At 66.1% G+C, this 21928-nt stretch carries 28 protein-coding genes; 16 read left to right on the forward strand and 12 right to left on the reverse strand.

Going from position 1 to position 21928, the window contains the following annotated elements; translation table 11 throughout:
* Positions 1 to 27 precede the first annotated feature (27 nt).
* The 3 genes from TX76_RS12600 (at position 28) to TX76_RS12610 (ending at position 1867) form a co-directional block, all read left to right on the forward strand.
* Complete coding sequence (locus tag TX76_RS12600) at positions 28 to 516, forward strand: hypothetical protein (RefSeq protein ID WP_228842374.1); 489 nt, start codon at positions 28 to 30, stop codon at positions 514 to 516.
* Positions 517 to 727: 211 nt separating this feature from the next.
* Positions 728 to 1537, forward strand: a complete 810-nt coding sequence (locus tag TX76_RS12605; RefSeq protein WP_049902847.1) for a manganese catalase family protein — start codon at positions 728 to 730, stop codon at positions 1535 to 1537.
* Positions 1538 to 1582: 45 nt separating this feature from the next.
* Positions 1583 to 1867 (forward strand): hypothetical protein, encoded by a 285-nt coding sequence (locus tag TX76_RS12610; protein ID WP_049902848.1) that lies wholly within the window; start codon positions 1583 to 1585, stop codon positions 1865 to 1867.
* An 88-nt stretch (positions 1868 to 1955) separates the two neighbouring features.
* On the opposite strand, the gene TX76_RS12615 is transcribed toward TX76_RS12610, so the two are convergent.
* Entirely contained in the window at positions 1956 to 2453 is a 498-nt protein-coding gene (locus tag TX76_RS12615; RefSeq protein WP_049902849.1) for an excalibur calcium-binding domain-containing protein, read from the reverse strand.
* Between the two features lie 100 nt (positions 2454 to 2553).
* Between TX76_RS12615 and TX76_RS12620 the strand changes: the two genes are divergently transcribed.
* Positions 2554 to 4719 (forward strand): thioredoxin domain-containing protein, encoded by a 2166-nt coding sequence (locus tag TX76_RS12620; protein WP_049902850.1) that lies wholly within the window; start codon positions 2554 to 2556, stop codon positions 4717 to 4719.
* Here TX76_RS12620 and TX76_RS12625 read toward each other — a convergent pair.
* Positions 4716 to 5093: a thioredoxin family protein gene (locus TX76_RS12625; protein WP_049902851.1), complete on the reverse strand. Its 378-nt coding sequence runs from the start codon at positions 5091 to 5093 to the stop codon at positions 4716 to 4718. The two genes, TX76_RS12620 and TX76_RS12625, sit on opposite strands and share 4 nt — an antisense overlap.
* 124 nt (positions 5094 to 5217) lie before the next feature.
* Between TX76_RS12625 and TX76_RS12630 the strand changes: the two genes are divergently transcribed.
* A complete protein-coding gene (locus tag TX76_RS12630) occupies positions 5218 to 6192 on the forward strand; it encodes a PLP-dependent cysteine synthase family protein (RefSeq protein WP_049902852.1) in 975 nt (324 codons plus the stop codon).
* A 112-nt stretch (positions 6193 to 6304) separates the two neighbouring features.
* On the forward strand, positions 6305 to 6949 hold the full coding sequence (locus tag TX76_RS12635; protein ID WP_049902853.1) for an SdpI family protein: 645 nt from the start codon (positions 6305 to 6307) through the stop codon (positions 6947 to 6949).
* A gap of 10 nt (positions 6950 to 6959) precedes the next feature.
* Here the strand turns inward: TX76_RS12635 and TX76_RS12640 are convergent, their stop codons facing one another.
* The 5 genes from TX76_RS12640 to TX76_RS12660 all read right to left on the reverse strand — a co-directional run bounded on the left by TX76_RS12640 (position 6960) and on the right by TX76_RS12660 (position 10306).
* Positions 6960 to 8111: an MBL fold metallo-hydrolase gene (locus tag TX76_RS12640; protein WP_049902854.1), complete on the reverse strand. Its 1152-nt coding sequence runs from the start codon at positions 8109 to 8111 to the stop codon at positions 6960 to 6962.
* A gap of 245 nt (positions 8112 to 8356) precedes the next feature.
* Positions 8357 to 8917, reverse strand: a complete 561-nt coding sequence (locus TX76_RS12645; protein ID WP_049902855.1) for a class I SAM-dependent methyltransferase — start codon at positions 8915 to 8917, stop codon at positions 8357 to 8359.
* Positions 8917 to 9357, reverse strand: a complete 441-nt coding sequence (locus tag TX76_RS12650) for a DUF302 domain-containing protein (protein WP_049902856.1) — start codon at positions 9355 to 9357, stop codon at positions 8917 to 8919. The genes TX76_RS12645 and TX76_RS12650 overlap by 1 nt, the downstream gene beginning before the upstream one ends.
* Positions 9358 to 9429: 72 nt before the next feature.
* Complete coding sequence (locus TX76_RS12655; protein ID WP_049902857.1) at positions 9430 to 10002, reverse strand: DsrE/DsrF/DrsH-like family protein; 573 nt, start codon at positions 10000 to 10002, stop codon at positions 9430 to 9432.
* Between the two features lie 58 nt (positions 10003 to 10060).
* On the reverse strand, positions 10061 to 10306 hold the full coding sequence (locus TX76_RS12660; RefSeq protein ID WP_049902858.1) for a sulfurtransferase TusA family protein: 246 nt from the start codon (positions 10304 to 10306) through the stop codon (positions 10061 to 10063).
* Between the two features lie 206 nt (positions 10307 to 10512).
* Here TX76_RS12660 and TX76_RS12665 point away from each other — a divergent pair, with 206 nt between their 5' ends.
* The 6 genes from TX76_RS12665 (at position 10513) to TX76_RS12690 (ending at position 14887) form a co-directional block, all read left to right on the forward strand.
* The gene (locus TX76_RS12665) at positions 10513 to 11700 is read left to right on the forward strand and encodes an MBL fold metallo-hydrolase (protein WP_049902859.1); all 1188 of its coding nucleotides are present in this window, start codon (positions 10513 to 10515) and stop codon (positions 11698 to 11700) included.
* Positions 11701 to 11703: 3 nt separating this feature from the next.
* Positions 11704 to 12216 (forward strand): YeeE/YedE family protein, encoded by a 513-nt coding sequence (locus TX76_RS12670; RefSeq protein ID WP_049902860.1) that lies wholly within the window; start codon positions 11704 to 11706, stop codon positions 12214 to 12216.
* Positions 12213 to 12680, forward strand: coding sequence for a YeeE/YedE family protein (locus tag TX76_RS12675; protein WP_049902862.1), 468 nt, complete (start codon positions 12213 to 12215; stop codon positions 12678 to 12680). The genes TX76_RS12670 and TX76_RS12675 overlap by 4 nt, the downstream gene beginning before the upstream one ends.
* 108 nt (positions 12681 to 12788) lie before the next feature.
* Entirely contained in the window at positions 12789 to 13499 is a 711-nt protein-coding gene (locus TX76_RS12680; protein WP_049902863.1) for a DUF2270 domain-containing protein, read from the forward strand.
* A gap of 101 nt (positions 13500 to 13600) precedes the next feature.
* Positions 13601 to 14005: a helix-turn-helix domain-containing protein gene (locus TX76_RS12685; RefSeq protein ID WP_049902864.1), complete on the forward strand. Its 405-nt coding sequence runs from the start codon at positions 13601 to 13603 to the stop codon at positions 14003 to 14005.
* A 150-nt stretch (positions 14006 to 14155) separates the two neighbouring features.
* Complete coding sequence (locus TX76_RS12690) at positions 14156 to 14887, forward strand: competence/damage-inducible protein A (RefSeq protein ID WP_049902865.1); 732 nt, start codon at positions 14156 to 14158, stop codon at positions 14885 to 14887.
* Positions 14888 to 14896: 9 nt separating this feature from the next.
* Here the strand turns inward: TX76_RS12690 and TX76_RS18520 are convergent, their stop codons facing one another.
* Positions 14897 to 15022: a hypothetical protein gene (locus TX76_RS18520; protein ID WP_267462367.1), complete on the reverse strand. Its 126-nt coding sequence runs from the start codon at positions 15020 to 15022 to the stop codon at positions 14897 to 14899.
* A gap of 113 nt (positions 15023 to 15135) precedes the next feature.
* On the opposite strand from TX76_RS18520, the gene TX76_RS12695 reads away from it, so the two are divergent.
* Positions 15136 to 16305 carry an ATP-NAD kinase family protein gene (locus tag TX76_RS12695; RefSeq protein WP_049902866.1) on the forward strand — a complete coding sequence of 390 codons (1170 nt, stop codon included), beginning with the start codon at positions 15136 to 15138 and terminating at the stop codon, positions 16303 to 16305.
* An 86-nt stretch (positions 16306 to 16391) separates the two neighbouring features.
* Positions 16392 to 17426 (forward strand): phosphate signaling complex PhoU family protein, encoded by a 1035-nt coding sequence (locus TX76_RS12700; RefSeq protein ID WP_049902909.1) that lies wholly within the window; start codon positions 16392 to 16394, stop codon positions 17424 to 17426.
* A 42-nt stretch (positions 17427 to 17468) separates the two neighbouring features.
* Here the strand turns inward: TX76_RS12700 and TX76_RS12705 are convergent, their stop codons facing one another.
* Together TX76_RS12705 and TX76_RS12710 are read right to left on the reverse strand one after the other, a co-directional pair.
* The gene (locus TX76_RS12705) at positions 17469 to 18101 is read right to left on the reverse strand and encodes a lamin tail domain-containing protein (RefSeq protein ID WP_049902867.1); all 633 of its coding nucleotides are present in this window, start codon (positions 18099 to 18101) and stop codon (positions 17469 to 17471) included.
* A 109-nt stretch (positions 18102 to 18210) separates the two neighbouring features.
* Positions 18211 to 19146: an LEA type 2 family protein gene (locus TX76_RS12710; RefSeq protein ID WP_049902870.1), complete on the reverse strand. Its 936-nt coding sequence runs from the start codon at positions 19144 to 19146 to the stop codon at positions 18211 to 18213.
* 97 nt (positions 19147 to 19243) lie between these two features.
* Here TX76_RS12710 and TX76_RS12715 point away from each other — a divergent pair, with 97 nt between their 5' ends.
* Together TX76_RS12715 and TX76_RS12720 are read left to right on the forward strand one after the other, a co-directional pair.
* Positions 19244 to 19435 (forward strand): DUF7525 family protein, encoded by a 192-nt coding sequence (locus TX76_RS12715; RefSeq protein ID WP_049902871.1) that lies wholly within the window; start codon positions 19244 to 19246, stop codon positions 19433 to 19435.
* A gap of 64 nt (positions 19436 to 19499) precedes the next feature.
* Complete coding sequence (locus TX76_RS12720; protein ID WP_049902872.1) at positions 19500 to 19724, forward strand: DUF7123 family protein; 225 nt, start codon at positions 19500 to 19502, stop codon at positions 19722 to 19724.
* 159 nt (positions 19725 to 19883) lie between these two features.
* On the opposite strand, the gene TX76_RS12725 is transcribed toward TX76_RS12720, so the two are convergent.
* Positions 19884 to 20966, reverse strand: a complete 1083-nt coding sequence (locus TX76_RS12725; protein ID WP_049902873.1) for a sugar ABC transporter permease — start codon at positions 20964 to 20966, stop codon at positions 19884 to 19886.
* Entirely contained in the window at positions 20963 to 21928 is a 966-nt protein-coding gene (locus TX76_RS12730) for a carbohydrate ABC transporter permease (RefSeq protein ID WP_049902876.1), read from the reverse strand. Before TX76_RS12730 ends, TX76_RS12725 begins: the two co-directional genes overlap by 4 nt.

Consider the following 21928-nt stretch of genomic DNA (forward strand, 5'->3'; position numbering starts at 1 on the left):
TATGTACGCTGGCTGTGTCCTCCTGGCATGAACTGTGGGATCGTTCCGACGAACTGGCGAGACGGACTCCTCGGTACCCAAGACGCCGAAGGGAAGCGTCATCCACTCCGTACCGGGGCTGTGGGTGGCGTCTTCGCGACCTTCGTGATGACTGCTTTCCGCGAACCGACCGCCCGGGCCCTTCCGCCGACTGCCGTGTTCGTGAGCCGGTATCGTGGGGGCGACCCCGAGGAGTACCCCGTGACGTCGTTGGCACTCCACGTTCTGTACGGGATCGGTGGCGGGGTCGGTTTCGGCCTCGCGTTCGAGTCGATCGTCGACGACACCGACGAACCCGAAACCGTCGGACTCGTCGCCGGAGTGATCTATGCGATACTCCTCTCGGTGTTCGGTGAGCGCGTCGTTCTCGATTGCCTGCTCGACATGGACCTCAGTACCGACGAGAGGGCGGTCTTTCACGCCGGCCACGTCGTCTATGGTCTCGCGCTCGGCGCATGGGTCGGTTCGCGCTCGTAGACAGGAGCGATACCCACGATCCGGGTTCTTCCTCTCGGCGATCGTTCTCTCGGGATGTCGTTCACGACCTCCATCGCTGGCGTCGCTACTGCCACGTCGTCGGTGCAACGATCCTTCGCGGACTCGACCACACGCTCTTCGAATCAACACCAGTCACTGGCAGGCAGTACGGCTAATCACTCGTCCTGTATCGGTTGTAGTGGAGAAACGAATGTTCTACCACGACGACGAACTCCAGTACGAAGTCGAGGTCGAGAGCCCGGATCCACGCTTCGCCAAGCTGCTCCAGCAGGCCATCGGCGGGGCCGAGGGCGAGATGCGCGTCGCGCTCCAGTACATGTTCCAGGCGTTCGCGGTGCCCGCCGAGAAGAGCGAGTACCGCCGGCTGCTGATGGAGACCGCGACCGAGGAACTCGGCCACATCGAGATGCTCGCGACCGCGGTCGCGAAGAACCTCCAGGGAGCCTCCGACGAGCAGCGTGAGGCCGCGCGCGAGGACGCCGTCATCGCGGAGATGCTGGACAGCGGCCAGCCGCGTCAGGCGCTCTCGGCCGGTCTCCACGCGATGCCGGTCGATTCGAACGGGACGCCGTTCAACGGTGGCTGCGTCGTCGCTTCCGGCAACCTCGCTGCCGACATGTACGCGAACGTGATGGCCGAGTCGACAGGCAGGTTGCTCGCCACCCGCCTCTACGAGATCACCGACGATCCCGGGATGGAGGACATGCTCTCGTATCTGATCGCCCGGGACACGATGCACCAGAACCAGTGGCACGCCGCGCTCGAAACCATGGACGAGCACGTCCCGGTGCCCAACAGCTTCCCACAGGAAAAGGAAAACCAGGACCACAACTACGAGTTCATGTCCACCTACAGGGACGAACGGCCGGACCCCGAACAGCGCTGGACGCAGGGCGAATCCATCGACGGCGAGGGCGAGTTCTCCTACGGCCGGCAGCCGGGCGGCGGCGAACCCGACCTCGACGACGTCATCGACGCGATGCACAACGAGATCAACTGAACCGTTCCCCCGTCGTTTATAATCACCCGCCGAGACAACCTCGATATGGCAGATGTGACCATCGATATGGACGACCGGGAGCTCGAAGACGCCGCCGACGAGCTGACCGCCGCCCGCGACGACCTCGACGACGGGACGGTGACGGTCGACCTCCACAACCTGGATGCGCCGACCGCGTTCGCGTTCTTCGAGGGCGCGCTCGACGCCGGCTACCGCGTCACGATCGTCGGGCTCGAATCGGAACCGACCGGCCACCAGACGATCGTCGAGATGCTTCAGGACGACGAGATCGTCCACATCGAGACGCTCTCCCTCGAACTCGGCGTCTGAGGCACCACGCTCCCGTCGTCGGCCGACCGCTCGCGAACCGAATGCGCCGAGCACCGCTGGACGCCACCGATACCGCCGAGTCGGTCCGCTACTGCTCGGTCTCCTCGGTACCCGTGTTCCAGACGGCCTGGTTCTGCAGCGCGGCGGCGGTGTTCTGGATCGACCGCATCGTGGCCGCGGTCGCCATCACCGAGTCCATCACCGCCTGCTGGCTCGCGCCGTCCGGGTAGATCCGGTGTTCGAGCAAGATCGAGTGGACCGCGGGGAACTCACACGGGTCGCCGTCCGCGTCGAGGAAGGTGTAAAACCCCGGTGCGGTCGCGAGGATGGGGCCCAGTCGGGTGAGTAGTTTCTGGCGGTCCTCGTCGTCCTCGACCAGCGCCGCGACGCGCTCGGTGTCGAACGTACACTCCCCGACGACTCGCAGCGGGCCCCACGTCTCCTCCTTGATGACGTGGAGCGGGAGTCGCGAGAGCTGGAGTCGGAGGTTGAACTCGGTCCCGTCTGTGGTCTCGTGCTCGATCCCCTGAACGACCTTCTCGTCGAGCCACGCCTCCGCCTGCTCGCGACTGATGTGGTCGACCATCCTCGATCCTCGGGCCGCACCCGCAAAGAAGCTGCTGCCGGCTGACGCCGCCGCGAACGACGAGCCAGCGTTTACCCGTGACGGGAGCGTACACCGAGCCATGAGCGCCATCGAACGAAATCGGCTCGACGAAGAAGGGAGTCCGTATCTCCGCCAGCACGCCGACAACCCCGTGAACTGGCAGCCGTGGGACGACGACGCGCTGGCGGCAGCCCGTGAGCGCGACGTCCCGATCTTCCTCTCGATCGGCTACTCGGCGTGTCACTGGTGTCACGTCATGGAAGAGGAGAGCTTCGAGGACGAAGCGGTGGCCGAGCGGCTCAACGACGAGTTCGTCCCGATCAAGGTCGACCGCGAGGAGCGCCCGGACCTCGACCGGCTCTATCAGACGATCTGCGGGATGGTCTCGGGCCAGGGTGGGTGGCCGCTGTCGGTGTGGCTCACGCCCGACGGCCGCCCGTTCTACGTCGGGACGTACTTCCCCCGCGAGGCGAAGCGGGGCCAGCCTGGCTTTCTCGACCTGCTCGACTCCATCGCGGAGTCGTGGGAGAACGACCGCGAGGACATCGAGGGTCGCGCCGACCAGTGGGCGGGCGCGATGGCCGGCGAGTTGGAGGCGACGCCCGAGCAGCCAGGCGACCCACCAGGAACCGACTTGCTCGAAACCGCCGCCCAGCAGGCGGTCGAGAGCGCCGATCGCGAGTATGGGGGGTTCGGTCGCGGCCAGAAGTTCCCGCAGACGGGTCGGCTCCATCTTCTCATGCGCGCCGCCGAGCGAACCGGGAGAGAGGTCTTCGACGAGGTCGCCCGCGAGGCGCTCGACGCGATGGCCGATGGTGGGCTCCGGGATCACGTCGGCGGCGGCTTCCACCGCTACACCACCGACCGCGAGTGGACGGTGCCCCACTTCGAGAAGATGCTCTACGACAACGCCGAGCTCACGCGGGCGTATCTCGCGGGCTATCGCCGGACGGGCGCTGAGCGCTACGCCGAGGTCGCGCGCGAAACGTTAGGATTCGTCGAACGCGAACTCCGTCACCCCGACGGCGGCTTCTTCAGCACGCTCGACGCTCAGAGCGAGGACGAGTCCGGCAAACGCGAGGAAGGGGCGTTCTACGTCTGGACGCCCGATGAGGTTCACAACGCGGTCGGCGACGAGTTCGCTGCCGATCTGTTCTGCGAGCGCTACGGCGTCACCGAGGCGGGGAACTTCGAGGACGGGAGGACGGTGCTGACGGAGAGCGCCGAAATCGAAGGCTTGGCCGACGAGCACGACACCACCGTCGAAGAGGTCGAGGCGGAGCTCGAACGCGCCCGCGAGGCGGTCTTCGCGGCACGATCCGAGCGCGCACGCCCGGCACGCGACGAGAAAATTCTGGCTGGATGGAACGGCCTAACGATTTCGGCGTTCGCCGAAGCCGGGCTCACGCTCGATGCGCGCTTCGCCGACACCGCCGTCGCGGCGCTCGACTTCGTTCGCGAACACCTATGGGACGACGAGGAAAAGCGGCTTTCCCGGCGATACAAGGACGGAGAGGTGAAGATCGAGGGCTACCTCGAAGACTACGCGTTCCTTGCGCGCGGCGCGCTCAACTGCTACGAGGCCACCGGCGATGTCGACCACCTCGCGTTCGCGCTCGATCTCGCGCGCGAGATCGAGGCGGAGTTCTGGGACTCAGAGGAGGAGACGCTCTATTTCACCCCACAGACAGGGGAGACGCTCGTCGCGCGACCCCAGGAGCTCGACGACCAGTCGACGCCCTCCAGCACCGGGGTGGCGGTCGACGTGCTGCTCGCGCTGGATCACTTCGCCGATGACGATCGCTTCGAGTCGATCGCCACGGCGACTCTCGAAACCCACGCCGAAACCGTCGAATCGAGCCCGCTCCGGCGTGCGTCGCTCGCGCTCGCGGCCGATCGCCACGCTACCGGGTCCCTCGAATGCACAGTCGTAGCCGACGCGCTCCCCGACGCGTGGCGCGAGCGGATCGGTCGAAGCTATCTGCCCCGCCGGCTGCTCGCGCGGCGACCACCTTCCGACGAGGAACTCGCCACGTGGTGTGACCGGCTCGGACTCGACGAGCCGCCGGCGATCTGGGCCGATCGAGACCAGCGCGATGGTGAGCCCACGGCGTACGTCTGTCGATCGTTCACCTGCTCGCCGCCGCAGACTGACATCGAGGACGCGCTGTCGTGGGTGGAGCGACTCGCGTCCGACACGGATGCGGATCCAGAATCGACTCCAGCGGACGACCGTTCGCGTTAGTTCGTCGGCTCGGGCGCGTCGAGCTGCTCGGCGAGGTGGACGATCGGGGGTTCGGGTTCGTCCTCGACGAACCGTGCGACCTCCTCGCCGTCGCGCTCGATGACGATCGTGGGGATGTATTCGATGTCGTATTCGGCGACCAGTTCGCCTTGCTTGTCCTGATCGAGCGCGTACTCCTCGATCCGTTCCTCGGGGACGTCGGCTTCGTCGAGCGCCGCCGCGAAGTCCGGGAGAACGGCCCGACAGTCTTTGCACCAGTCACCGGCCCAGACTCGGACGGTGAGTTCGTCTGCGTGTTCGGCGACGGCGTCGATCGCATCCTCGTAGCCCGCGGGGTTCCAGACCGGGTTCGGCGACATCGTTTCGAGGCTCATGGACGGTGTTCGTTACCGGCGTGCTTAGGCTTCCCGCATCCTCCACACGATGTCGATGAATCACCTCGCGCACGAATCACCAATCCCGTCATCGGTTTAGGGCCGCGTTCCGTACTGACGCACAATGGACGACAGCATCCTCGACGCCATCGGATCGCCCCTCGTGCAGGTCGGTTCGCCAGAGGGCGCGACCGTGGCCGCGAAGATCGAGTCGAAGAACCCCGGCGGGTCGGCGAAGGACCGCCCCGCGAAGGCGATGGTCGAGGCCGCCGAACGCGAGGGCATGCTGAAGCCGGGCGATCGCATCGTCGAGCCGACGAGCGGCAACACCGGCATCGGTCTCGCGGTGGTCGCGGCGGCGAAGGGGTACGATCTCACGGTCGTGATGCCCGCCTCGAAATCGGCAGAACGCCGCCAGGTCATGGCGGCGTACGGTGCGAACCTCGAACTCGTCGACGGCGAGATCGAGCGCGCGAAGGAGCGGGCCGACGACCTCGAAAGCGAAGGGATGGTCCAACTCCGCCAGTTCGAAAACCCGGCGAACGTCCGCATGCACTACGAGACCACCGCCACGGAGATTCTTGATCAGGTCGGCGATCGAACCGTCGATGCGCTCGTCGCCGCGGTCGGTACCGGTGGGACGCTCACCGGGATCGCCGGCCGGCTCGGCGAGGAGTACCCCGAGATGAACGTCGTCGCGGTCGAACCCGAGACGAACGCCGTGCTCTCGACCGGCGAGGCGGGCGCGGACGAGTTCGAGGGGATGGGCCCCGGGTTCGTGAGCGACATCCTCGATATCGATTCCATCGACACCGTCGAGACCGTCGGGATCGAGGCCGCGGAAGCCGAGTGTCGCCGGCTCGCGCGCGAGGAAGGAATCATGGTCGGCCAGTCGAGCGGCGCGGCGAACCTCGCCGCCCGTCGGGTCGCCAAGCGACTCGCCGAACCCGAACTCGACTGTCCGCCCGCCCCGACGGAGCTCCGGGCCGACGGAAGCGGCGAGGCAGTCGGTACCGAGTACGACGACTGCCCGCTGGTCGTCACCGTCTTCCCCGACAGCGGCGAGCGCTACCTCTCGACCGGGATGTTCGACGGGTGATCGCCCGCTCGGCACATGGGACTCTCGACGACTCACGCCCGTCGGCGTCACCATCGAATCGGCGATCGTGGCCGACTGAAAACTTATGCCAGCGTGATTCGTACATCCGGATATGAGATACCGCCGCCCTCGGGCCGTCGGTGTCGCGGCGATCGTGCTCGCTGGCCTCGCGAGCGCCGCCGTCTACCCGGAGCTCCCGGCCAGGATGGCGACCCACTGGGGCGCGAGCGGCGAGGTCGACGGCACGATGTCGCGGCTTGTGGGTGCGTTCTTCCTCCCGGTGTTCAGCATCGGCGTCTACGCGGTCTTGCTGGTCGCGCCGCGTCTCGATCCTGACGACCAGAACATCGAGTCGTTCCGGGGCGCGTACGAGTGGTTCGCCGCCGGCATGATGTGGTTTCTTGGTTACGTCCACGGGCTCACGCTGCTTTGGAACCTCGGCGTCCAGCCACCCATCGGTGCGGCGCTCGCGCCGGGTCTTGCCGCGGTGCTCTACGCGAGCGGACTCCTCGTCGAGCGTGCCGAACCGAACTGGATCGCTGGCGTCCGCACCCCGTGGACGCTCGACGATGACGAGGTGTGGGAACAGACCAACCACCGCGCCGCGCTCGCGCTAAAAATCGCGGGCGTGCTCGCGCTCGGCGGACTCGTCTTTCCCGAAGCCGGTTTCGTGTTCTTCCTCATCCCGATCGTGGCCGCCGTCGTGTACGTCACCATCTACTCCTACGTCGCGTACAGACGCCGGCGGGCGACATGAGACGTCCCCTTCAGGCCGCGCAGTTGTTCGCGCCCGTTTCGAGCATCGTCGCCGCACGCGCACTCTCGACGCTCTCGACACCACGATTGATCGCGATCACCGTCTCGTAGTTGTCGGGCTTCTCGGGGACGTTCTCGACCATCTGTTCGACGAACGCCGCCCGGTCGAGGTCGACGAGGTCGAGTCGATCCCGCACCTCGTCGAGGGAACGTCCGACGAGTTTCCCTGGGGTTCCGTTCTCGTAGGTACCGTCGCTGTTCACGGTGACGTGGCCCGGTAGGACGGTGAGTTCTGTGGGGAGTTCGAGCAGCGTGTCGTGAAGCGTCTCGTACTGCATCTCCGCACCGTCCTCGGCCCCCTCGTCGCCGAACTCGAGCTCCGTGCGACCGATCGAATCGAGAAACAGGCTATCCCCGGTGAGCACGGCGTCGTCGCCGACACGATACGCGACCATCTCGGTGGTGTGACCGGGCGCGCCGAGGGTCTCGATCCCAGTATCGCCGACCGTGATCGTCGCACCGTCGGCCAGCGGTTCGAACTCGTAATCGAGGTCGCGCTCGGCCGCGCGTTCGCCGAGACGATAGGGGACACCGAGTCGTGTCGCGAGCGTCCGCCCGCCGGAGAGATGGTCGGCGTGGACGTGGGTATCGAGAACGTGGGTGATCGCCATCCCGTGCTCGGCGGCGGTGGTCACGTACTGGTCGGTGTGTCGCGTGGGGTCGACGACGACCGCCTCGCCCGCGCGTTTCGAGCCGACGAGATAGGAGAGACAGCCCTTCGCCCGACGCTGGAACTGCACGATCACGAGATCGTCGCTCGTGGTGTCCACGCGGACGGTCTCGTACAGCGAGTTCCACTCGCGCATTCCCCCTGTCACGACCGCAACGTCGTCGAACTCGTTGGCGTCGAGTTCGGCGGCAAGGATCGTCGACGTCGCACCCTTCCCGCAGATCGTGACGATCCGCTTACCGTCCGCCAACGACGCGATCGTCTCGCGCTGGTCCACCCCCAGCGTCTCCGTCGGCCCGAACGGGACGTTCACCGCACCCGGCACACGCCACGACTCGTAGCTGTCCGCCGGACGCGTGTCGATGAGTGTGAAATCGTCCACACCTGCATCCTGTGTGTCAGCGAGTTCTCTGGCAGTGATCGTCTCGAACATCGTCCTACTTGTCTGTACGGTATTGGGACAGATAAACATTCTTGCACACAGCCGCTGGACCCACGAATCATCCGACAGACGGCACAGGCTGCGATTCGGGTTCGGTGTTCGCTACGTAACGTTGTTTTCCGGTGGTCTCTCGGGGGCGTATCGGCCCGATCCGGCTCGGAGCGATCGTGCCCATCGTGCTGAGTGGAATCAACTGGACGACCCGAGCATGGCGGCGGGTGAACGCCGACGGGTGGCTACTCGATCGTCGCGACCAGCAGAAACGTCTCCGGACGACTGATCTCGTGCTCGATCGCGAACCCGTGGTCACGGAGCGAATCCGCGGCTGCACCGACGGTGTACCGTTCGTCGAGCGGTGGGCCGTTCTCGCCGGTGCCTGTGGCAGTCCAATCGACGATGGCGAGTCGTCCTGTGGGCCCGAGCACCCGGTGAATTGCCGCGAACGCGTCGTCGCTCGCGAACTCGTGATAGGTCATCGTCGAGAACGCGGCGTCGAGACTCCCGTTCTCGAACGGGAGCTCCTCGATGTCCGTCGTCACGAGTTCGACGTTCGCCGGCACGCCCTTCTCGCGGTAGTACTCGTGCATCGCCTCCTGGACATCGACCGCGTAGACCTCGCTTGCATGCGGCGCGACGTCGTCTGTGTAAAACCCCGTCCCGCTGCCGAGGTCGGCGACAGCATGCTCCGGCGACGGCGAAAGCGCCCACAGCAGCTCCTCGGCCGAGAGAAACCGGTAGCGCCACGCCGTCTCCTCCAGCTTGTCGGCTCGTGCGGCGTCGAAGGTGTGGTACCCCATCAGAGCGCCTCGAACGCCTCGTCGGCGAGCTCGCCGGTGTCCTCGATGATGTCGGCCATCGCGTCGTCGTCCGGTGCTACTCCGACGAGTCGGGCGATCCGCATGATCGAAACGTGGTAGACGGTCTGCACGCCGGGTTCCTCCTCCCAGACGACGACGTTGCAGGGGAAGAGGCCACCCATTCGCTTATCGGTGGCATCGAGCGCGCGGTCGGCGATCGCGGGGTTGCACGCACCCAGCACGTAGTAGGGATCACGGTCGGCGTCGACCTTCTCGTTGAGGAGATCCGACGGCGAGAACTCGACGGGGATGCCGAACCCAGCGTCGGTGAACACCGCTCTGACGTGCTCGATCGCCTCCTCGTGGCTCATCTCTAGGGTCGTTCGTTTCACACCGATATCGTCTTCGTCCAGCTGGGTCGGGTCGATGGGGAGCGTCATCGTGTAGAGTATTGTGTCTGTCGTGAAAATCGTTTTCGGTTCGTGAGATCCGGTGTGTAGGGGCGGACCGACTCAGACGAGAAGTTGGATGTCGGCGTCGGTCATACGCTGGAAGGCGCTCGCCGCGCCAACACCCGTCTCGATGCCGTCGTAGAAGTCGGCTTCATCGTAGTCCAGCAGATCGATCGTCATCTGGCAGGCCTGCAACTCGACGCCGCTGTCGAGGGCAGTCTCGACGAGTTCCTCGACGGTCGCGACGTCGTTGTCGGCGATGCGTCGCTCCATCATCTTCGAAATCGCACGATCCATGCCGGGCAGCGCACCGATCACGTTCGGGATCGGCATGTTCGGATTGCCGACCGAGCTCAACTGAAGCTCCCCGGAATGCTCCTCGTGGAGGATTTCGAGGCCCCAGAACGTGTGAAAAACCGTCACGTCCCAGCCGAAGGCCGCGGCCGTCGAGGCGAGGATCAACGGTGGGTACGCCATGTCGAGAGTGCCTTTCGTGGCGATGATGACCATCTGCTGGTCGTTCTCGTCGGCGCGCATCTCGGCAAGTTCGGCTTCGAGCTCCTCGATGCGAGCTTCGAGGCTTGCAACGTCCTCGATCGACTCGCCAGCGGTGGATCGGGTCTCCGTGCTCATCGTCGCCTCTCGGCCGATCGATTGGCCGACGCGCGTGCCCCGATCTCGTCGGTGGTCATCATGCGGTCTTCCGGACGTAGTGTTTGTACACGTCCCCGTCGTCGGTCTGATCGACCAGTTCGACGCCCGTGGTCGAGCCGGCCCATCCCTTGATGTCGCTCGTGCTCCCAGCATCGGTCGCGAGCACTTCGAGCACCTCCTCGCTCTCCAACTCGTCGACCGCCTGCTTGGTCTCGATGACCGGCATGGGGCAGTTCTCACCTTTGACGTCGAGCGTCTCGGCAGTATCGTGTTCGTCGCTCATGTTTTGTCTTGCCTCTATCGAACAATACAACCCGGGTATTGCAAAAGTCTTGTGAATCTACCGAACACCCCTCTCTCGAAGACCTCCGGATACTGCATCGAAGCGTCTTTGGAGTCCGTACGACCCATCTTCGACCAGCCTATATTGTATAGAATTCACTATTCTATACGAAGGCTTATTTGGGCCGAACGGGTAGTTGGGGTACGATGAGTGACGAAGCGTTTCCCGACCCGGCTGTCGATGTCGAATCGATCGAGCCGAACGAACTGAAAGAGCGCATCGACGACAGCGAGGGCGTGTTCCTGCTCGACACGTGTTCGAGTGAGGCGTTCGAGGAGTGGCACATCGACGAACCGAACGTTACCGTCCGGAACGTGCCGTACTTCGAATTCCTGCTCGGCGATGTCGACGAGGAGGTCTTTGATGCGATCCCTGACGACCGGGACGTGACGGTTCTCTGCGCGAAGGGTGATTCGAGCGAGTACGTCGCCGGTCTGCTGGCCGAACGCGGCTACGAGGTGCGTCATCTCGCACGCGGCATGAACGGCTGGGCGGAGCTCTACGAATCCCATGAACTCGCCATCGATGCCGACGCCACAATCGTCCAGTACCAGCGCGCCTCCAGCGGCTGCCTCTCGTATCTCGTCGTTAGCGGCGACGAGGCCGCGGTCGTCGATCCACTCCGACCGTTCGCCGACACCTATCACCAGGACGCGCGCACGCTGGGTGCGGAGATCACGGCCGCGCTCGACACCCACATCCACGCCGACCACATCAGTGGAGCCCGACGCGTCGCCGCAGGAACCGACGCGGAGGCGTTCCTTCCTGCATCCGCCGCCGAGCGTGGTGTCGACGACGACACTGCCTATTCGACGATCGAGGACGGCGAGACGATCGCCGTCGGCGAGACCGATATCGAGGCGTTTCACACGCCCGGGCACACGTCGGGAATGACCGCCTACCGGGTCGGGAACGCCCTGTTCGCCGGCGACGGTCTGTTCATCGAAAGCGTCGCTCGTCCCGATCTCGAAGCGGGAGCCGAAGGCACAGCCGACGCCGCAGAACAGCTCCACGAGACGTTGCACGAGCGTGTGCTGGAGCTTCCCGACGAGACCATCGTCGCTCCAGGCCACTTCAGCGGGAACGCCGAGGCCGACGACGGCACGTACACGGCTCGACTCGGCGACCTCGAATCCCGGATGGACGCACTCGGAATGGATCGTGCGGCGTTCGTCGATCTCGTCCAGTCGGATATGCCGCCACGACCGAGCAACTACGAGGCAATCGTCGCGACCAACCTCGGCGAACGCGAGCCGACCGACGAGGAGGCGTTCGCGCTCGAACTGGGCCCGAACAACTGTGCGGCGAGCCAGGACGTGCTGACGAGCGACTGATCGATGATCGAACAGTTCGACGTCCTGACGGTCATCGGACAGGCGTCGCTCGCGGGGCTGTTCCCCCGCGGGATCGGCCAGTACGCCATCGGCGGCGTCCTCATCGGGCTTGGGGTTTCGATCATCTACCTCGGAACAGCGATCACGCCGGGTGCGAGCACGTTCTTCGAGTCGACGCTGTCGTACGTCTCGACGATCCCGCGATTCAACCGGGCGAAATATCTCGCCACACGTGACTGGCGGCTCGTTTTCACGCTGAGCATGGTCGCCGGCGCGGCCGTCTACGCCCTCCTCTTCGGACAGGGTGGCTGGACGACCGACGTCCAGCCGTGGCGACTGCTCGGCGGTGGCGTCCTCGTCGGTGTCGGGACGCGGATCGGGAAGGGCTGTACCTCCGGCCACGGGATCAACGGGCTGGCGTCGCTGTCGCGGACCTCGTTCGCGAACGTCGCGACGTTCATGGCAGTCGCGATTGGGGCCGCGCTCTCGATGCAGGCGATCGGGGTGACGCCATGAGCGCGAGCGATACCCGTCACCCGCTGTTCGTGCCGCTGATCGCCGTCGGCGGATCGCTGTTCGGGTTCGGCCTCGCCTACAGCGGGATGGCGAGACCCGAGATCGTCCTCGATTTCCTCCAGTTGGAGGATCTCGGACTCCTCTTCGTGATGGGCGGAGCGGCGGCCGTCACTGGAACCGTCATCACGCTTGCGATGCGCCACCTCGACCGTGCACCGCTCACCGGCGATCCCTACGGCAAACGCGAGCGATCCTTCGACCGCAGCGTGCTCCTCGGCGGAGCGGTCTTCGGCGTCGGCTGGGGGATCTCGGGGCTCTGTCCCGGCTCGGCGTACGCCAGTCTCGGCATCGGGAACTACCCGATCCTACTCGGGATTGCCGGGATGTTCCTCGGTGCGTACGCTCAGGGCTACTGGCGCGCGTATCGACAGGAAACCGATAGAACGGTCACACCGAGCGACTGATCGTACCCGATTCGACTCCCAGATGATGCGAAACACCGAACACGAGCACGATATCGAATACGAGCACGACACCGACCGCGAACAGCTATCGTGGATAGAGGAGGACTCGTGAGCGACGACACACCCTTCGATCCAACCGGAGAGGTCGAGCGCCACATCGGTCGCGGGATGTTCGAGGAGGGGATGGGTCCCGGCTCGTCGATGGCCCATCTCTACCGCGGCGAGGTCCACCGGATGAAGTTCTGGCGCGAGCGCCTCGATCGAACGACCAACTGGGCCATCACGATCATGGCAGCGATCCTGACGTGGGCGTTCACGGGCAACAATCCCCACTACATCGTGCTGATCGGGCTGGCGATGATCACGGTCTTCCTCGTGATCGAGGCCCGTCGATACCGTGGCTACGACCTCTGGCGGTCGCGCGTGCGACTGATGCAGGAGAACGTCTTCGCGAACGCGCTCGATGCGTCCAAAGATATCAGTGACCCCCACTGGCGACGCGAGCTGAGCGAGGACTACCGCCAGCCGAAGATCAAGATCAGCTTCGAGGAGGCGCTCGCCCATCGCCTGCGCCGCGTATATCTGCCACTCATGGCCGTGCTCCTCGTCGCCTGGTTTATCCGGATCACTGCCTTCATGCAGGCAACCGGGTGGCCGGCGAGTGCCGCGATCGGTGCCATTCCCGGGGTCGTCGTAACCGGACTCGTCGCCGCGTTCTTCGTCGCTGCAACCGTAGTCGCCTGCCGACCGCGGACGTGGAAGGCGAACGGGGAGCTCCGACTGACCGACGTCGATGTCTGGGGCGACACCGAACAGTGAGCCGCTCCCTCGACGACAGGAGCTCGACCGTGATGGTCGTGTACAGTCGTGCGGAGCATGCACAACGTCTTTATTCGCGCCAGCCCTACGGGGCGTAACCAATGCCCGACTCGATGGCGGAGTATCTTCGTGCGGACATGGAGTGTGAGGGGCTCCTCGAATGTTTCCACGGTCTGACCGATCTCGACCGGGACTGCTTCGAAGTCGTCGTCAGTCATGACAACGCCCTGACTGTCGATGAGATCGCCGAGGAAGTCGACCGGGAACGCTCGACGGTGTATCGCTCGCTCCAGCGACTGCTCCAGGCGGGGTTCGTCCAGAAGGAGCAGGTCAACTACGAACAGGGTGGCTACTATCACGTCTTCCGGCCGACCGATCCCGATGTCGTCGCTGACGAGATGCAACGCATGTTGAACGACTGGTACGCGAAGATGGGGCAGCTCATCGGGGAGTTCCGGACGAAGTACGAGCCGTCCGATCAGCCCACGGCGGCCGTCGAGGGGTGAATCGATCGGTTCGTGTCCGGTGACGGATGCGGACGATCCGTTGCAGATCGACTGCCCAGCGGCTGTTGGATTCGTTCCGAAGAGTAGTCGTACCGTTCCGAGTCGACCCGGTACCTGCGGACTTTTATCACCCGCCATCCAACGCCGGCCATGCGCGTTGGCCTGGTCTCGGTCGGCGACGAACTCCTCGCGGGCGACACCGTGAACACCAACGCCGCGTGGCTCGGCAGCCGACTCACCGAGCGCGGCGCGACCGTCGAGCGGTGCGTCGTGGTGCCCGATCGGATCGAGACGATCGCCGAGGTCGTCACCGAGCTCCACGACCGCCACGACGCCGTGCTCGTCACGGGCGGGCTCGGGCCGACCCACGACGACCTCACGATGGATGCCGTCGCGCGCGCGTTCGATCGCGATCTCGAAGCAAGCGACGAGGCGATCGAGTGGCTCGCCGAGCACGGCGGCTACGAGCGCGCGGATCTCGCCGCGGGCACCGCAGACCTCCCGGCTGGCGCACGAGTGCTCCACAACGAGGCCGGGGTCGCGCCGGGCTGCGTGGTCGAGTCGGTGTACGTGTTTCCCGGCGTCCCAGCGGAGATGCACGCGATGTTCGAGACGGTCGCGGGGGAGTTCTCGGGCACAACCACCCACGTCGAGTGGGTCCACGCCGCCGAACCCGAGAGCGCGCTGCTCGATCGGATCGCCGCCGTCAGGGAGCGCTTCGACGTTACAGTGGGAAGCTATCCGGGCGAGCACGTCCGGCTCAAGCTCCAGAGCGACGATGCCGACGAGGCGTCGGCGGCGGCCGCGTGGCTCACGGAACGCGTCGACGTGGCGGAGCCAGCGGATAGAGATGGCGGAGCCGACGACGTCTCCGGAGAGTGATCGATCGATTCAGCGATAGAGATACGCCCACCACGCGACGACGAGGACGATTCCCGCGATCGTGACCGCGTAGCCGGCTCCGTTGATGATACCCGTCTGTACGTTCTCCTGAAGGAGGACGCCGATCGCGTTCATGCCGGACGCTTGCACGCCCGGGATTTAAGCGTTCCATCCGAGCGGGGAGCCCGATTCGAGCCCCATACTACCCGGGCCGGACGCCTTTTGCCGCCGCCGGCGGTAGCGACGGCATGCGACGAGTCGGCTTCGTGGTGAACCCCATCGCCGGGATGGGGGGCCGCGTCGGACTGAAGGGAACCGACGGCAAGGTCGAGGAGGCACGGGATCGGGGTGCGGAACCGCGCGCGCCAGGCCGCGCCCGCGACGCGCTCGCATCGCTCGCGACCCACGCGGCAGACGCGGGCGAGACGATCGAACTCCTCGCTGCCGGCGGCGAGATGGGCGCGTCGATCGTCCGCGACGCCGGCCTCGATTTCGAGTGCGAGGTCGTGACCGATCCTCCCACGGAGACGAGCGCCGCCGACACCCGCGAGGCCGTCCGCCGGTTCGTCGAGCACGTTCCGCCGGCGGCGGAACGGAACGGTCGAGCGGCGGAGCCGCGAGACGAAGGGGTCGACCTCGTCCTGTTCGTCGGCGGCGACGGCACCGCGGTCGACGTCGCCGAGACGCTCGAAGATCGGGAGAGTGACATCCCGATTCTGGGGGTGCCGGCCGGCGTCAAGATCTACTCCTCAGTCTTTGCGGTCTCGCCCCGCGCGGCCGGCCGGATCGCGGCGACGTTCGACGACACCGAGTCCCGCGAAGTGAACGACATCGACGAGGACGCCTACCGCGAGGGCGAGGTCCACACCGAGCTTCGGGCGATCGCCCAAGTTCCGATCGCCGAGGAGGTCCAATCGAGCAAACAGCTCGGCGGCGGTACCGTCGAAACGCTCGCGGCGGGGGTCGCGAGCGATGTAGAGCCGGGGACGACGTACGTCCTCGGCCCCGGCAGCACCGTCGGCGCGATCGAGCGCGAACTCGGGTTCGAGGGAACGCCGCTCGGTGTCGACGTCTGGCGTGCGGACCCGGCGGGGCCGGAGGCAGGCGAGTGGCCGACCGGCGAGGTGCTCGCCCGCGACGCGAGCGCCGACGAGATCCTCGACGTGCTCGGCGAGCGCGCAGTGATAGTCGTCTCGCCGATCGGCGGCCAGGGGTTCGTCTTCGGCCGGGGCAACCAGCAGCTCTCGCCGGACGTGCTCCGCCGCTCCGAAATCGAGATCGTGGCCTCGCGGCGCAAGCTCGACGACATCGGCGTGCTGCGGGTCGACACCGGGGACCGGGACCTCGACGACGAACTCCGGGGCTGGCGGAAGGTCAGGATCGGGCGGGTCGAGCGCCGGCTGCTGAAGGTGGTGTAGCGTTCGGCGGATGAACTAGTAGGCTGCCGGCTTCCTTTAGTGGCATAGGGAGAAGATTAAGGTGTGTGGGCGCGTCGACTCCCGACATGGTTGAGACGCGGAAGGTCCAGCGGTTGGGCCCCTCGACGCTGGCGATGACGCTGCCCGCGGAGTGGGCGTCGGCACACGACGTCGAGAAGGGCGACGAGGTGTCCCTCCGGACGAGCGGCAAGGGAACCCTCACGGTGATGTCCGAGTCGGCACAGACCGAGGAGTCGAAGGCGACGATCCACGCAGAGAACCTCGACGCGGCCGCGGTCGAACGCGCGATCGTCGCCCAGTACGTCCTCGGTCGGCGAGTGATCCACGTCGAGGTCGCGGAGGGCACGCTCGACTCCGAACACATCAACGCGGTCTACAACGCCGAAACCCAGCTGATGGGCCTCGGCGTGATCGAGGAGACCCCCGAACGCATCGCGATCCGGTGCTCGGTCGATCCCGAGGACTTCACGCTCGACAACCTCCTCGAGCGGCTCGAATCGACGGGATCGACGATGCGCGAGGAGGCCGTGAAGGCGCTCGCGCTCGGCAACCCCGACTTCGCCCAGCGCGCGCTGAATCGCGAGCGCCAGGCCAACAAGATCTTCGTCCTCCTCCTCCGGCTGATCTTCACCGCCTACCAGAACCCCAATCTCGCGCGGGCGGTGGGGCTCGACGATGGCTTCCCGCTCGTGGGCTATCGCGCGATCGCGAAGAACCTCGAACTCACCGCGGACAACGCCGAGGACATCGCGGACATCGCGATGGAGGCCCCGGGTCACAAGCTCGACGTCGACGACGCGACGGTGCGGCGCATCCGGGAGTTCACCGATCAGGTCGACGAGATCTCCGCGCTCGCGGTCCAGGCGGCAGTCGAACGCGACTTCGAGTGCACGATCGAGGTCCGGCGGCTGTTCGCCGAGATCAACGACCGCGAGAGCGAGATCCTCGACGACCTGCCCGAGATGGACAACGAGAGCCTGCTCCGGGTGCGCGAAGTGCTCGTCAGCCTCGCCAAGACCGCGGAGTACGCCGTCCGGAACGCCGAGATCGCGACCAACCTCGCGCTCAACGAGGAATCGGAACACACCACGATCCTGTAGTTCGGTCGTTCGGGCTCGCCTCCGCCGACCGGAACCCGCGTGTCAGCCGCCCGCTGTCGTCGTCCCCGCCGACGCCTGACGAGCGGCGACGATCCGCCCGTTCGGGTCCTCGACGAGCACCGTGTCGCCGCTGCTGTCGATCACCGGCGAGAAGAAGCCGGCGTAGCGCTCCGTTCCGGCGTCGTCACCCCGGCCGGTGTGGAGCGTGAGCGTGTCGCCCGGTTCGAGCACGTACCGGGAGAACGTGTAGCGCTGGCCGTCGTCGAAGTCCACGGCGTACCCGTCGAGATCGAGCGGGCGACCGCCCACGTTGCGGAGGACGACGATCTCGCGCTCGGCGTCAAGGCGGACGATCGTCAGCGTCGCCGGTTCGGGCGTCGGCGTCGGTGTGGGAAGCGGCGTCGCGGTTGCCGTCGGAGTGGGCGTTGCGGTCGCTGTGGGCGTCGGTGTCGCTGTCGCCGTGGTGGTCGATGTTGCAGTTGGGGTCGGGGCTTCGGTCGCGGTCGCCGTCGGCGTCGGCTCAGTCGGCTGTGACGTCTCGACGAGTGAGACGGTGGCGCGATCCTGCGAGTCCGTCGTCGGCGGTGTCGCCTCGCCGACCGGCGACGCCAGCTGCGAACAGCCCGCGAGCACGCCACACACGAGGACCACGACGATCGCGAGCCGCCGTTGCATGGTCGCCCCTCACGACCGAGGACACAATTACCTTTGCCGCCCCGTGGCTCCGGAGCGGTTCGGCGTGTCGGCACGAGTCCCTCCGCTCGTGGAGCCGATCGACCGTCGATCAGCCGTCGTCGAGCACGTCGGTCTCGATCGTGGTGTCGTATCCGAGCCCGTCGAGCGGGAGCCTCGCGGTCTCGCCGTCGGGGAGTTCGACCACGGCGGTGAGGTCGACCCGGAGATCGGTGCGCTGTCCCCGTTCGAGGTGTGAGACCCACCACTCGTCGAGTTCGCCGTTGTCGATGGTCACGTCCGCGCGTATCGTCTCCCGGCCCTCCGCGGGGATGGTGTACCCGCGAGCGGTGGTGCCGTTGCCGACGGTCACGTCGTTCATGGCGATCTCGTACTCGATCCGGGAGATCGGATACGGGATGGATTTCGGGTTCGAGACGACGATATCGCTCGATAGCGTCGTCGTCCCCTCGGTCACGTCGCCCCACGTCGCGCTCGTCCGATCGACGACGAGGACGGGATCGTCGATCAGCGGGAGGCTCGCGTTCACCGGGCGCGGCTCCGTCGAGTTGAACGCGTCGGTGATTCCGGTCTCGACGACTTCGGTCTCCCTGACGGTGGCGGTGCGGCCGAGCAGCGACGAGCGCACGCGTGCGGTCGCGACGAGACGCGTCCGCTCGCCGTTCCGGACGTGACTCGCCCACCACGCTGGAATCCGTCGATTGTCGATGGGGGTCGTGAGCCCGATCGTCGTGTTCCCCGTGGTGAGCCGGAACCCCTCCGTGGTGGCGGCCCCCATCTCGATCCCGTTCATCGCGATGGTGTGGCCGACCGTGGCGTTGCTGAGGCGGACGCCGACCGGGTTCGGGTTGGCGACGATCACGTCGGTCTCGGCGACGGTCGTGCTCGCGTTCACGCTCGCGAACCGGCTCTCGGTGGCGGCGACCGACGGTCGATCGACCACCCCGAACGCCACCGCGCCCGCGACGATCACGCAGAGAACGACGACGGCGAGCACGAGCGTCCGGAGCACGCTGCGGAGGCTCATCGGCGGGGTGATCGCCTCATTGGAGGAGTTCGGGCCGGCGGCAGCATAACCTCCGCGGCATGGAACCACCTAAGTCCCCGCGACCGATAGCGGTGGCATGGCCACCGAAACCGTCGGGACCGATCGCGGCGTGGGATTCGCGGTGCTGTTCGGACTGCTCGGCCTCGCTGGCGCGCTCGTGGCGTTCGCCGCGGCGCTCGCACACAGTCAGGTCGTCGCGGCGTGGGGCTTTGCGGCCGCGGTGCTCGCCGGGGCGATCCTCGTCGTGGGGATCCACCTCTCCGGGTGACGCCGCGCGGCCAGGCGTCGAATCGCTACAAAGGATTAAGGGCGTCACGACCGTAGTCTACGTAATGACCGACTTCACCGAGGAGGACCGCCGGATCCTCGCGTACCTCCACGACAGCGTCGCCCGTGGGGAGCGGTACTTCCGGTCGAAGAACATCGCCGACCAGCTCGGCCTGAGCTCGAAACAGGTCGGCGTTCGCCTCCCGCGGCTGGCCGAGCGCACCGAGGACATCGAGATCGAGAAGTGGGGCCGCGCCAAGTCGACGACGTGGCGCGTCTCGCCGGGCTGATCCCCGCAGTCGATCGGACAACTGCTCGACATCCCGAACGGTTCTCGTCGTCGTTCTTTCTTTCGAGTGAAGCAAATCGACCCGGATCTGTCTCGTCCCTTCGTTGCAAAACCGCTCACTCGTTCTCGACCCATCGGAGTCGAACGTCGCGGCAGTCGATCACCCCTCCATGCCGCTGAACGAGAGTCCCCCCTCGATGTAGCGCTGGGCGAACAGGTACACGAGCATGATCGGTGTCGCGAAGGTGAGCGCGAACGCGGAGAAGCGCGCCCACGGGATGGAGTACTCGCTGATGAGGGAGTACAGTCCGACGGGCAGGGTGTAGTTCTCGGTGCCGAGCAGGGTCTGGGCGACCACGAACTCCGTCCAGCCGGTGAGAAAGGTGAAGACGAACACCGTGGCGAGTCCCGCGGCCGAAAGCGGCAGGATGACCTCGGTGAGGACGCGCCACGGCGGCGCACCGTCGACGACGGCGGCCTCCTCGTACGAGACGGGGATGCCGTCCATGTACGTCTTCAGCAGCCACGTGTTGAACGGGACCGCGGTCGCCGCGTAGTATACCGCGAGCGCGAGCTTGCTGTCGTTGATGCCGAACTGGACGTAGACGGTGTACAGCCCGATCAACAGCGCGACGCCGAGCCCGCCGCCGACCTGGGTCATCAACACGTACACGAACAGCACCTTCCGGCGTAGGATGAACTCCCGGCGCGAGAGCGCGTACGCCGCCGGTACCACCAGCGTCATGGCAATGACGACGGTCGGGATCGCGACCGTGAGGCTGTTCCAGAGGAACCCCTTGAACCCCGAGGGGTTCTCGACGCCGTACTGTGAGACGTCGAGGACGACGAGTTCCGGCGTGTCGACGACGATGGCGAGATCGGAAACGGGGACGTTCAGGGAGACGGTGTACGCCGGAACGACGAGATCGCCGACGACCCAGAGGAACGGCTGCAGCGACGGGTTCTTCGGGAGCAGCGCCAGCCCGCCCGACGAGTAGATCGAGCCTCCTGAGCCGGAGAGCGCGGCCGTGAGGATCCAGTAGATCGGGAACAGCAGGAGGAGAACGACGAGCAGGGCACCGAGGGTCGCCCCGACCGTCTTCAGCGGTTCGAGGGGTGATATTTTGCCGCGTCTGACCCCCTGTACCGTGTAGGCCGCATCCCGGGCGGCCGCCAGCGGTCGGAGCGCGAGGCTCCGGGCGTCCCCTTTCAGCCGGCGACCGATTCTGGTGACGAGACTCACTGTTCGGCCACCCCGTCGGCGAGTCGCCCACGCTTGACGTTGAGCCACATGAACGCGCCGATGAACGCCACGGCGACGAGGCTGATCGCCGCGCCACGACCGTACTCGGCGAACGAGAGCGCCTCGCGGTAGCCGTACACCACGATCAGCTCGTTCGCGCGGGCGGGGCCGCCCTGGTTGAACACGAACGGAATGAGGAACTGCTGGAACGACGCCGCGGCGGTGAGGATCGACGCGAACAGCACGGGGCGTTTGATCGACGGCAGCGTCACGTGGACGAACCGCGAAACGTACCCCGCACCGTCGACTTTCGCCGCCTCGTGGAGCTCGCCGGGCACGTCTTGGAGCGCGCTCACCGTGATGATGACCATGAACGGGTACGCGAGCCACGCCTCCGTGATGTTGTACGCGAAGAAGGCCGACCAGCGACCGGAGAGCCACGAGATCGTCCCGAGATCGAGTGCGGAGAGTAACTGGTTCGCGAGCCCGAACTCGGCGGAGCTGAAGATGCCGCGCCACACCGTGACGGTGAAGATGGCGGGCAGCCCCATCGGCAGGATGATGAACGACCGCATGAGTCGCTTGCCGCGCACGCGGTCGCTGGTCACCACCAGAGCGATCCCGAGGCTGAGTCCGATCTTCAGCGCGACGCTGGTCGCGACGAACAGCCACGTGATCCCGAAGGAGTTCCAGAACTGGGGGTCGGTGAGGACGCTGACGTAGTTTTCGAGCCCCACGAACGTCGCCTCCCCGAAGGTGAGGACCGAGGCGGCCCCCTCGCCGGCGAACAGCGTCGCGGGCTCGGCGTTCGTCAGCGAGATCCCCACGAGATACACCACCGGGAACAGCATGAACGCCGCGAAGACGAACAGTCCAGGGAGGACGAACAGCAGGGAGACGTCGCGCTTCTCGAGGAACGGGATCGTCTCGATGCGGCGCGCGACACGCGAAACCGTGCTCAC

Origin of the sequence: Halococcus agarilyticus, from assembly GCF_000334895.1 — an archaeon.
Classification (GTDB): domain Archaea; phylum Halobacteriota; class Halobacteria; order Halobacteriales; family Halococcaceae; genus Halococcus; species Halococcus agarilyticus.

Bases quoted from the DNA above. Each gene is read 5' to 3' on its own strand.
- TX76_RS12690 (WP_049902865.1), top strand. From the start codon at position 14,156: ATGCGCGTTGGCCTGGTCTCGGTCGGCGACGAACTCCTCGCGGGCGAC.
- TX76_RS12660 (WP_049902858.1), bottom strand. From the start codon at position 10,306: ATGAGCGACGAACACGATACTGCCGAGACGCTCGACGTCAAAGGTGAG.
- TX76_RS12695 (WP_049902866.1), top strand. From the start codon at position 15,136: ATGCGACGAGTCGGCTTCGTGGTGAACCCCATCGCCGGGATGGGGGGC.
- TX76_RS12700 (WP_049902909.1), top strand. From the start codon at position 16,392: ATGGTTGAGACGCGGAAGGTCCAGCGGTTGGGCCCCTCGACGCTGGCG.
- TX76_RS18520 (WP_267462367.1), bottom strand. From the start codon at position 15,022: ATGAACGCGATCGGCGTCCTCCTTCAGGAGAACGTACAGACGGGTATC.
- TX76_RS12635 (WP_049902853.1), top strand. From the start codon at position 6,305: ATGAGATACCGCCGCCCTCGGGCCGTCGGTGTCGCGGCGATCGTGCTC.
- TX76_RS12720 (WP_049902872.1), top strand. From the start codon at position 19,500: ATGACCGACTTCACCGAGGAGGACCGCCGGATCCTCGCGTACCTCCAC.
- TX76_RS12630 (WP_049902852.1), top strand. From the start codon at position 5,218: ATGGACGACAGCATCCTCGACGCCATCGGATCGCCCCTCGTGCAGGTC.
- TX76_RS12665 (WP_049902859.1), top strand. From the start codon at position 10,513: ATGAGTGACGAAGCGTTTCCCGACCCGGCTGTCGATGTCGAATCGATC.
- TX76_RS12610 (WP_049902848.1), top strand. From the start codon at position 1,583: ATGGCAGATGTGACCATCGATATGGACGACCGGGAGCTCGAAGACGCC.
- TX76_RS12645 (WP_049902855.1), bottom strand. From the start codon at position 8,917: ATGGGGTACCACACCTTCGACGCCGCACGAGCCGACAAGCTGGAGGAG.
- TX76_RS12670 (WP_049902860.1), top strand. From the start codon at position 11,704: ATGATCGAACAGTTCGACGTCCTGACGGTCATCGGACAGGCGTCGCTC.
- TX76_RS12715 (WP_049902871.1), top strand. From the start codon at position 19,244: ATGGCCACCGAAACCGTCGGGACCGATCGCGGCGTGGGATTCGCGGTG.
- TX76_RS12600 (WP_228842374.1), top strand. From the start codon at position 28: ATGAACTGTGGGATCGTTCCGACGAACTGGCGAGACGGACTCCTCGGT.
- TX76_RS12625 (WP_049902851.1), bottom strand. From the start codon at position 5,093: ATGAGCCTCGAAACGATGTCGCCGAACCCGGTCTGGAACCCCGCGGGC.
- TX76_RS12640 (WP_049902854.1), bottom strand. From the start codon at position 8,111: ATGTTCGAGACGATCACTGCCAGAGAACTCGCTGACACACAGGATGCA.
- TX76_RS12710 (WP_049902870.1), bottom strand. From the start codon at position 19,146: ATGAGCCTCCGCAGCGTGCTCCGGACGCTCGTGCTCGCCGTCGTCGTT.
- TX76_RS12605 (WP_049902847.1), top strand. From the start codon at position 728: ATGTTCTACCACGACGACGAACTCCAGTACGAAGTCGAGGTCGAGAGC.
- TX76_RS12620 (WP_049902850.1), top strand. From the start codon at position 2,554: ATGAGCGCCATCGAACGAAATCGGCTCGACGAAGAAGGGAGTCCGTAT.
- TX76_RS12675 (WP_049902862.1), top strand. From the start codon at position 12,213: ATGAGCGCGAGCGATACCCGTCACCCGCTGTTCGTGCCGCTGATCGCC.
- TX76_RS12615 (WP_049902849.1), bottom strand. From the start codon at position 2,453: ATGGTCGACCACATCAGTCGCGAGCAGGCGGAGGCGTGGCTCGACGAG.
- TX76_RS12650 (WP_049902856.1), bottom strand. From the start codon at position 9,357: ATGACGCTCCCCATCGACCCGACCCAGCTGGACGAAGACGATATCGGT.
- TX76_RS12655 (WP_049902857.1), bottom strand. From the start codon at position 10,002: ATGAGCACGGAGACCCGATCCACCGCTGGCGAGTCGATCGAGGACGTT.
- TX76_RS12705 (WP_049902867.1), bottom strand. From the start codon at position 18,101: ATGCAACGGCGGCTCGCGATCGTCGTGGTCCTCGTGTGTGGCGTGCTC.
- TX76_RS12685 (WP_049902864.1), top strand. From the start codon at position 13,601: ATGCCCGACTCGATGGCGGAGTATCTTCGTGCGGACATGGAGTGTGAG.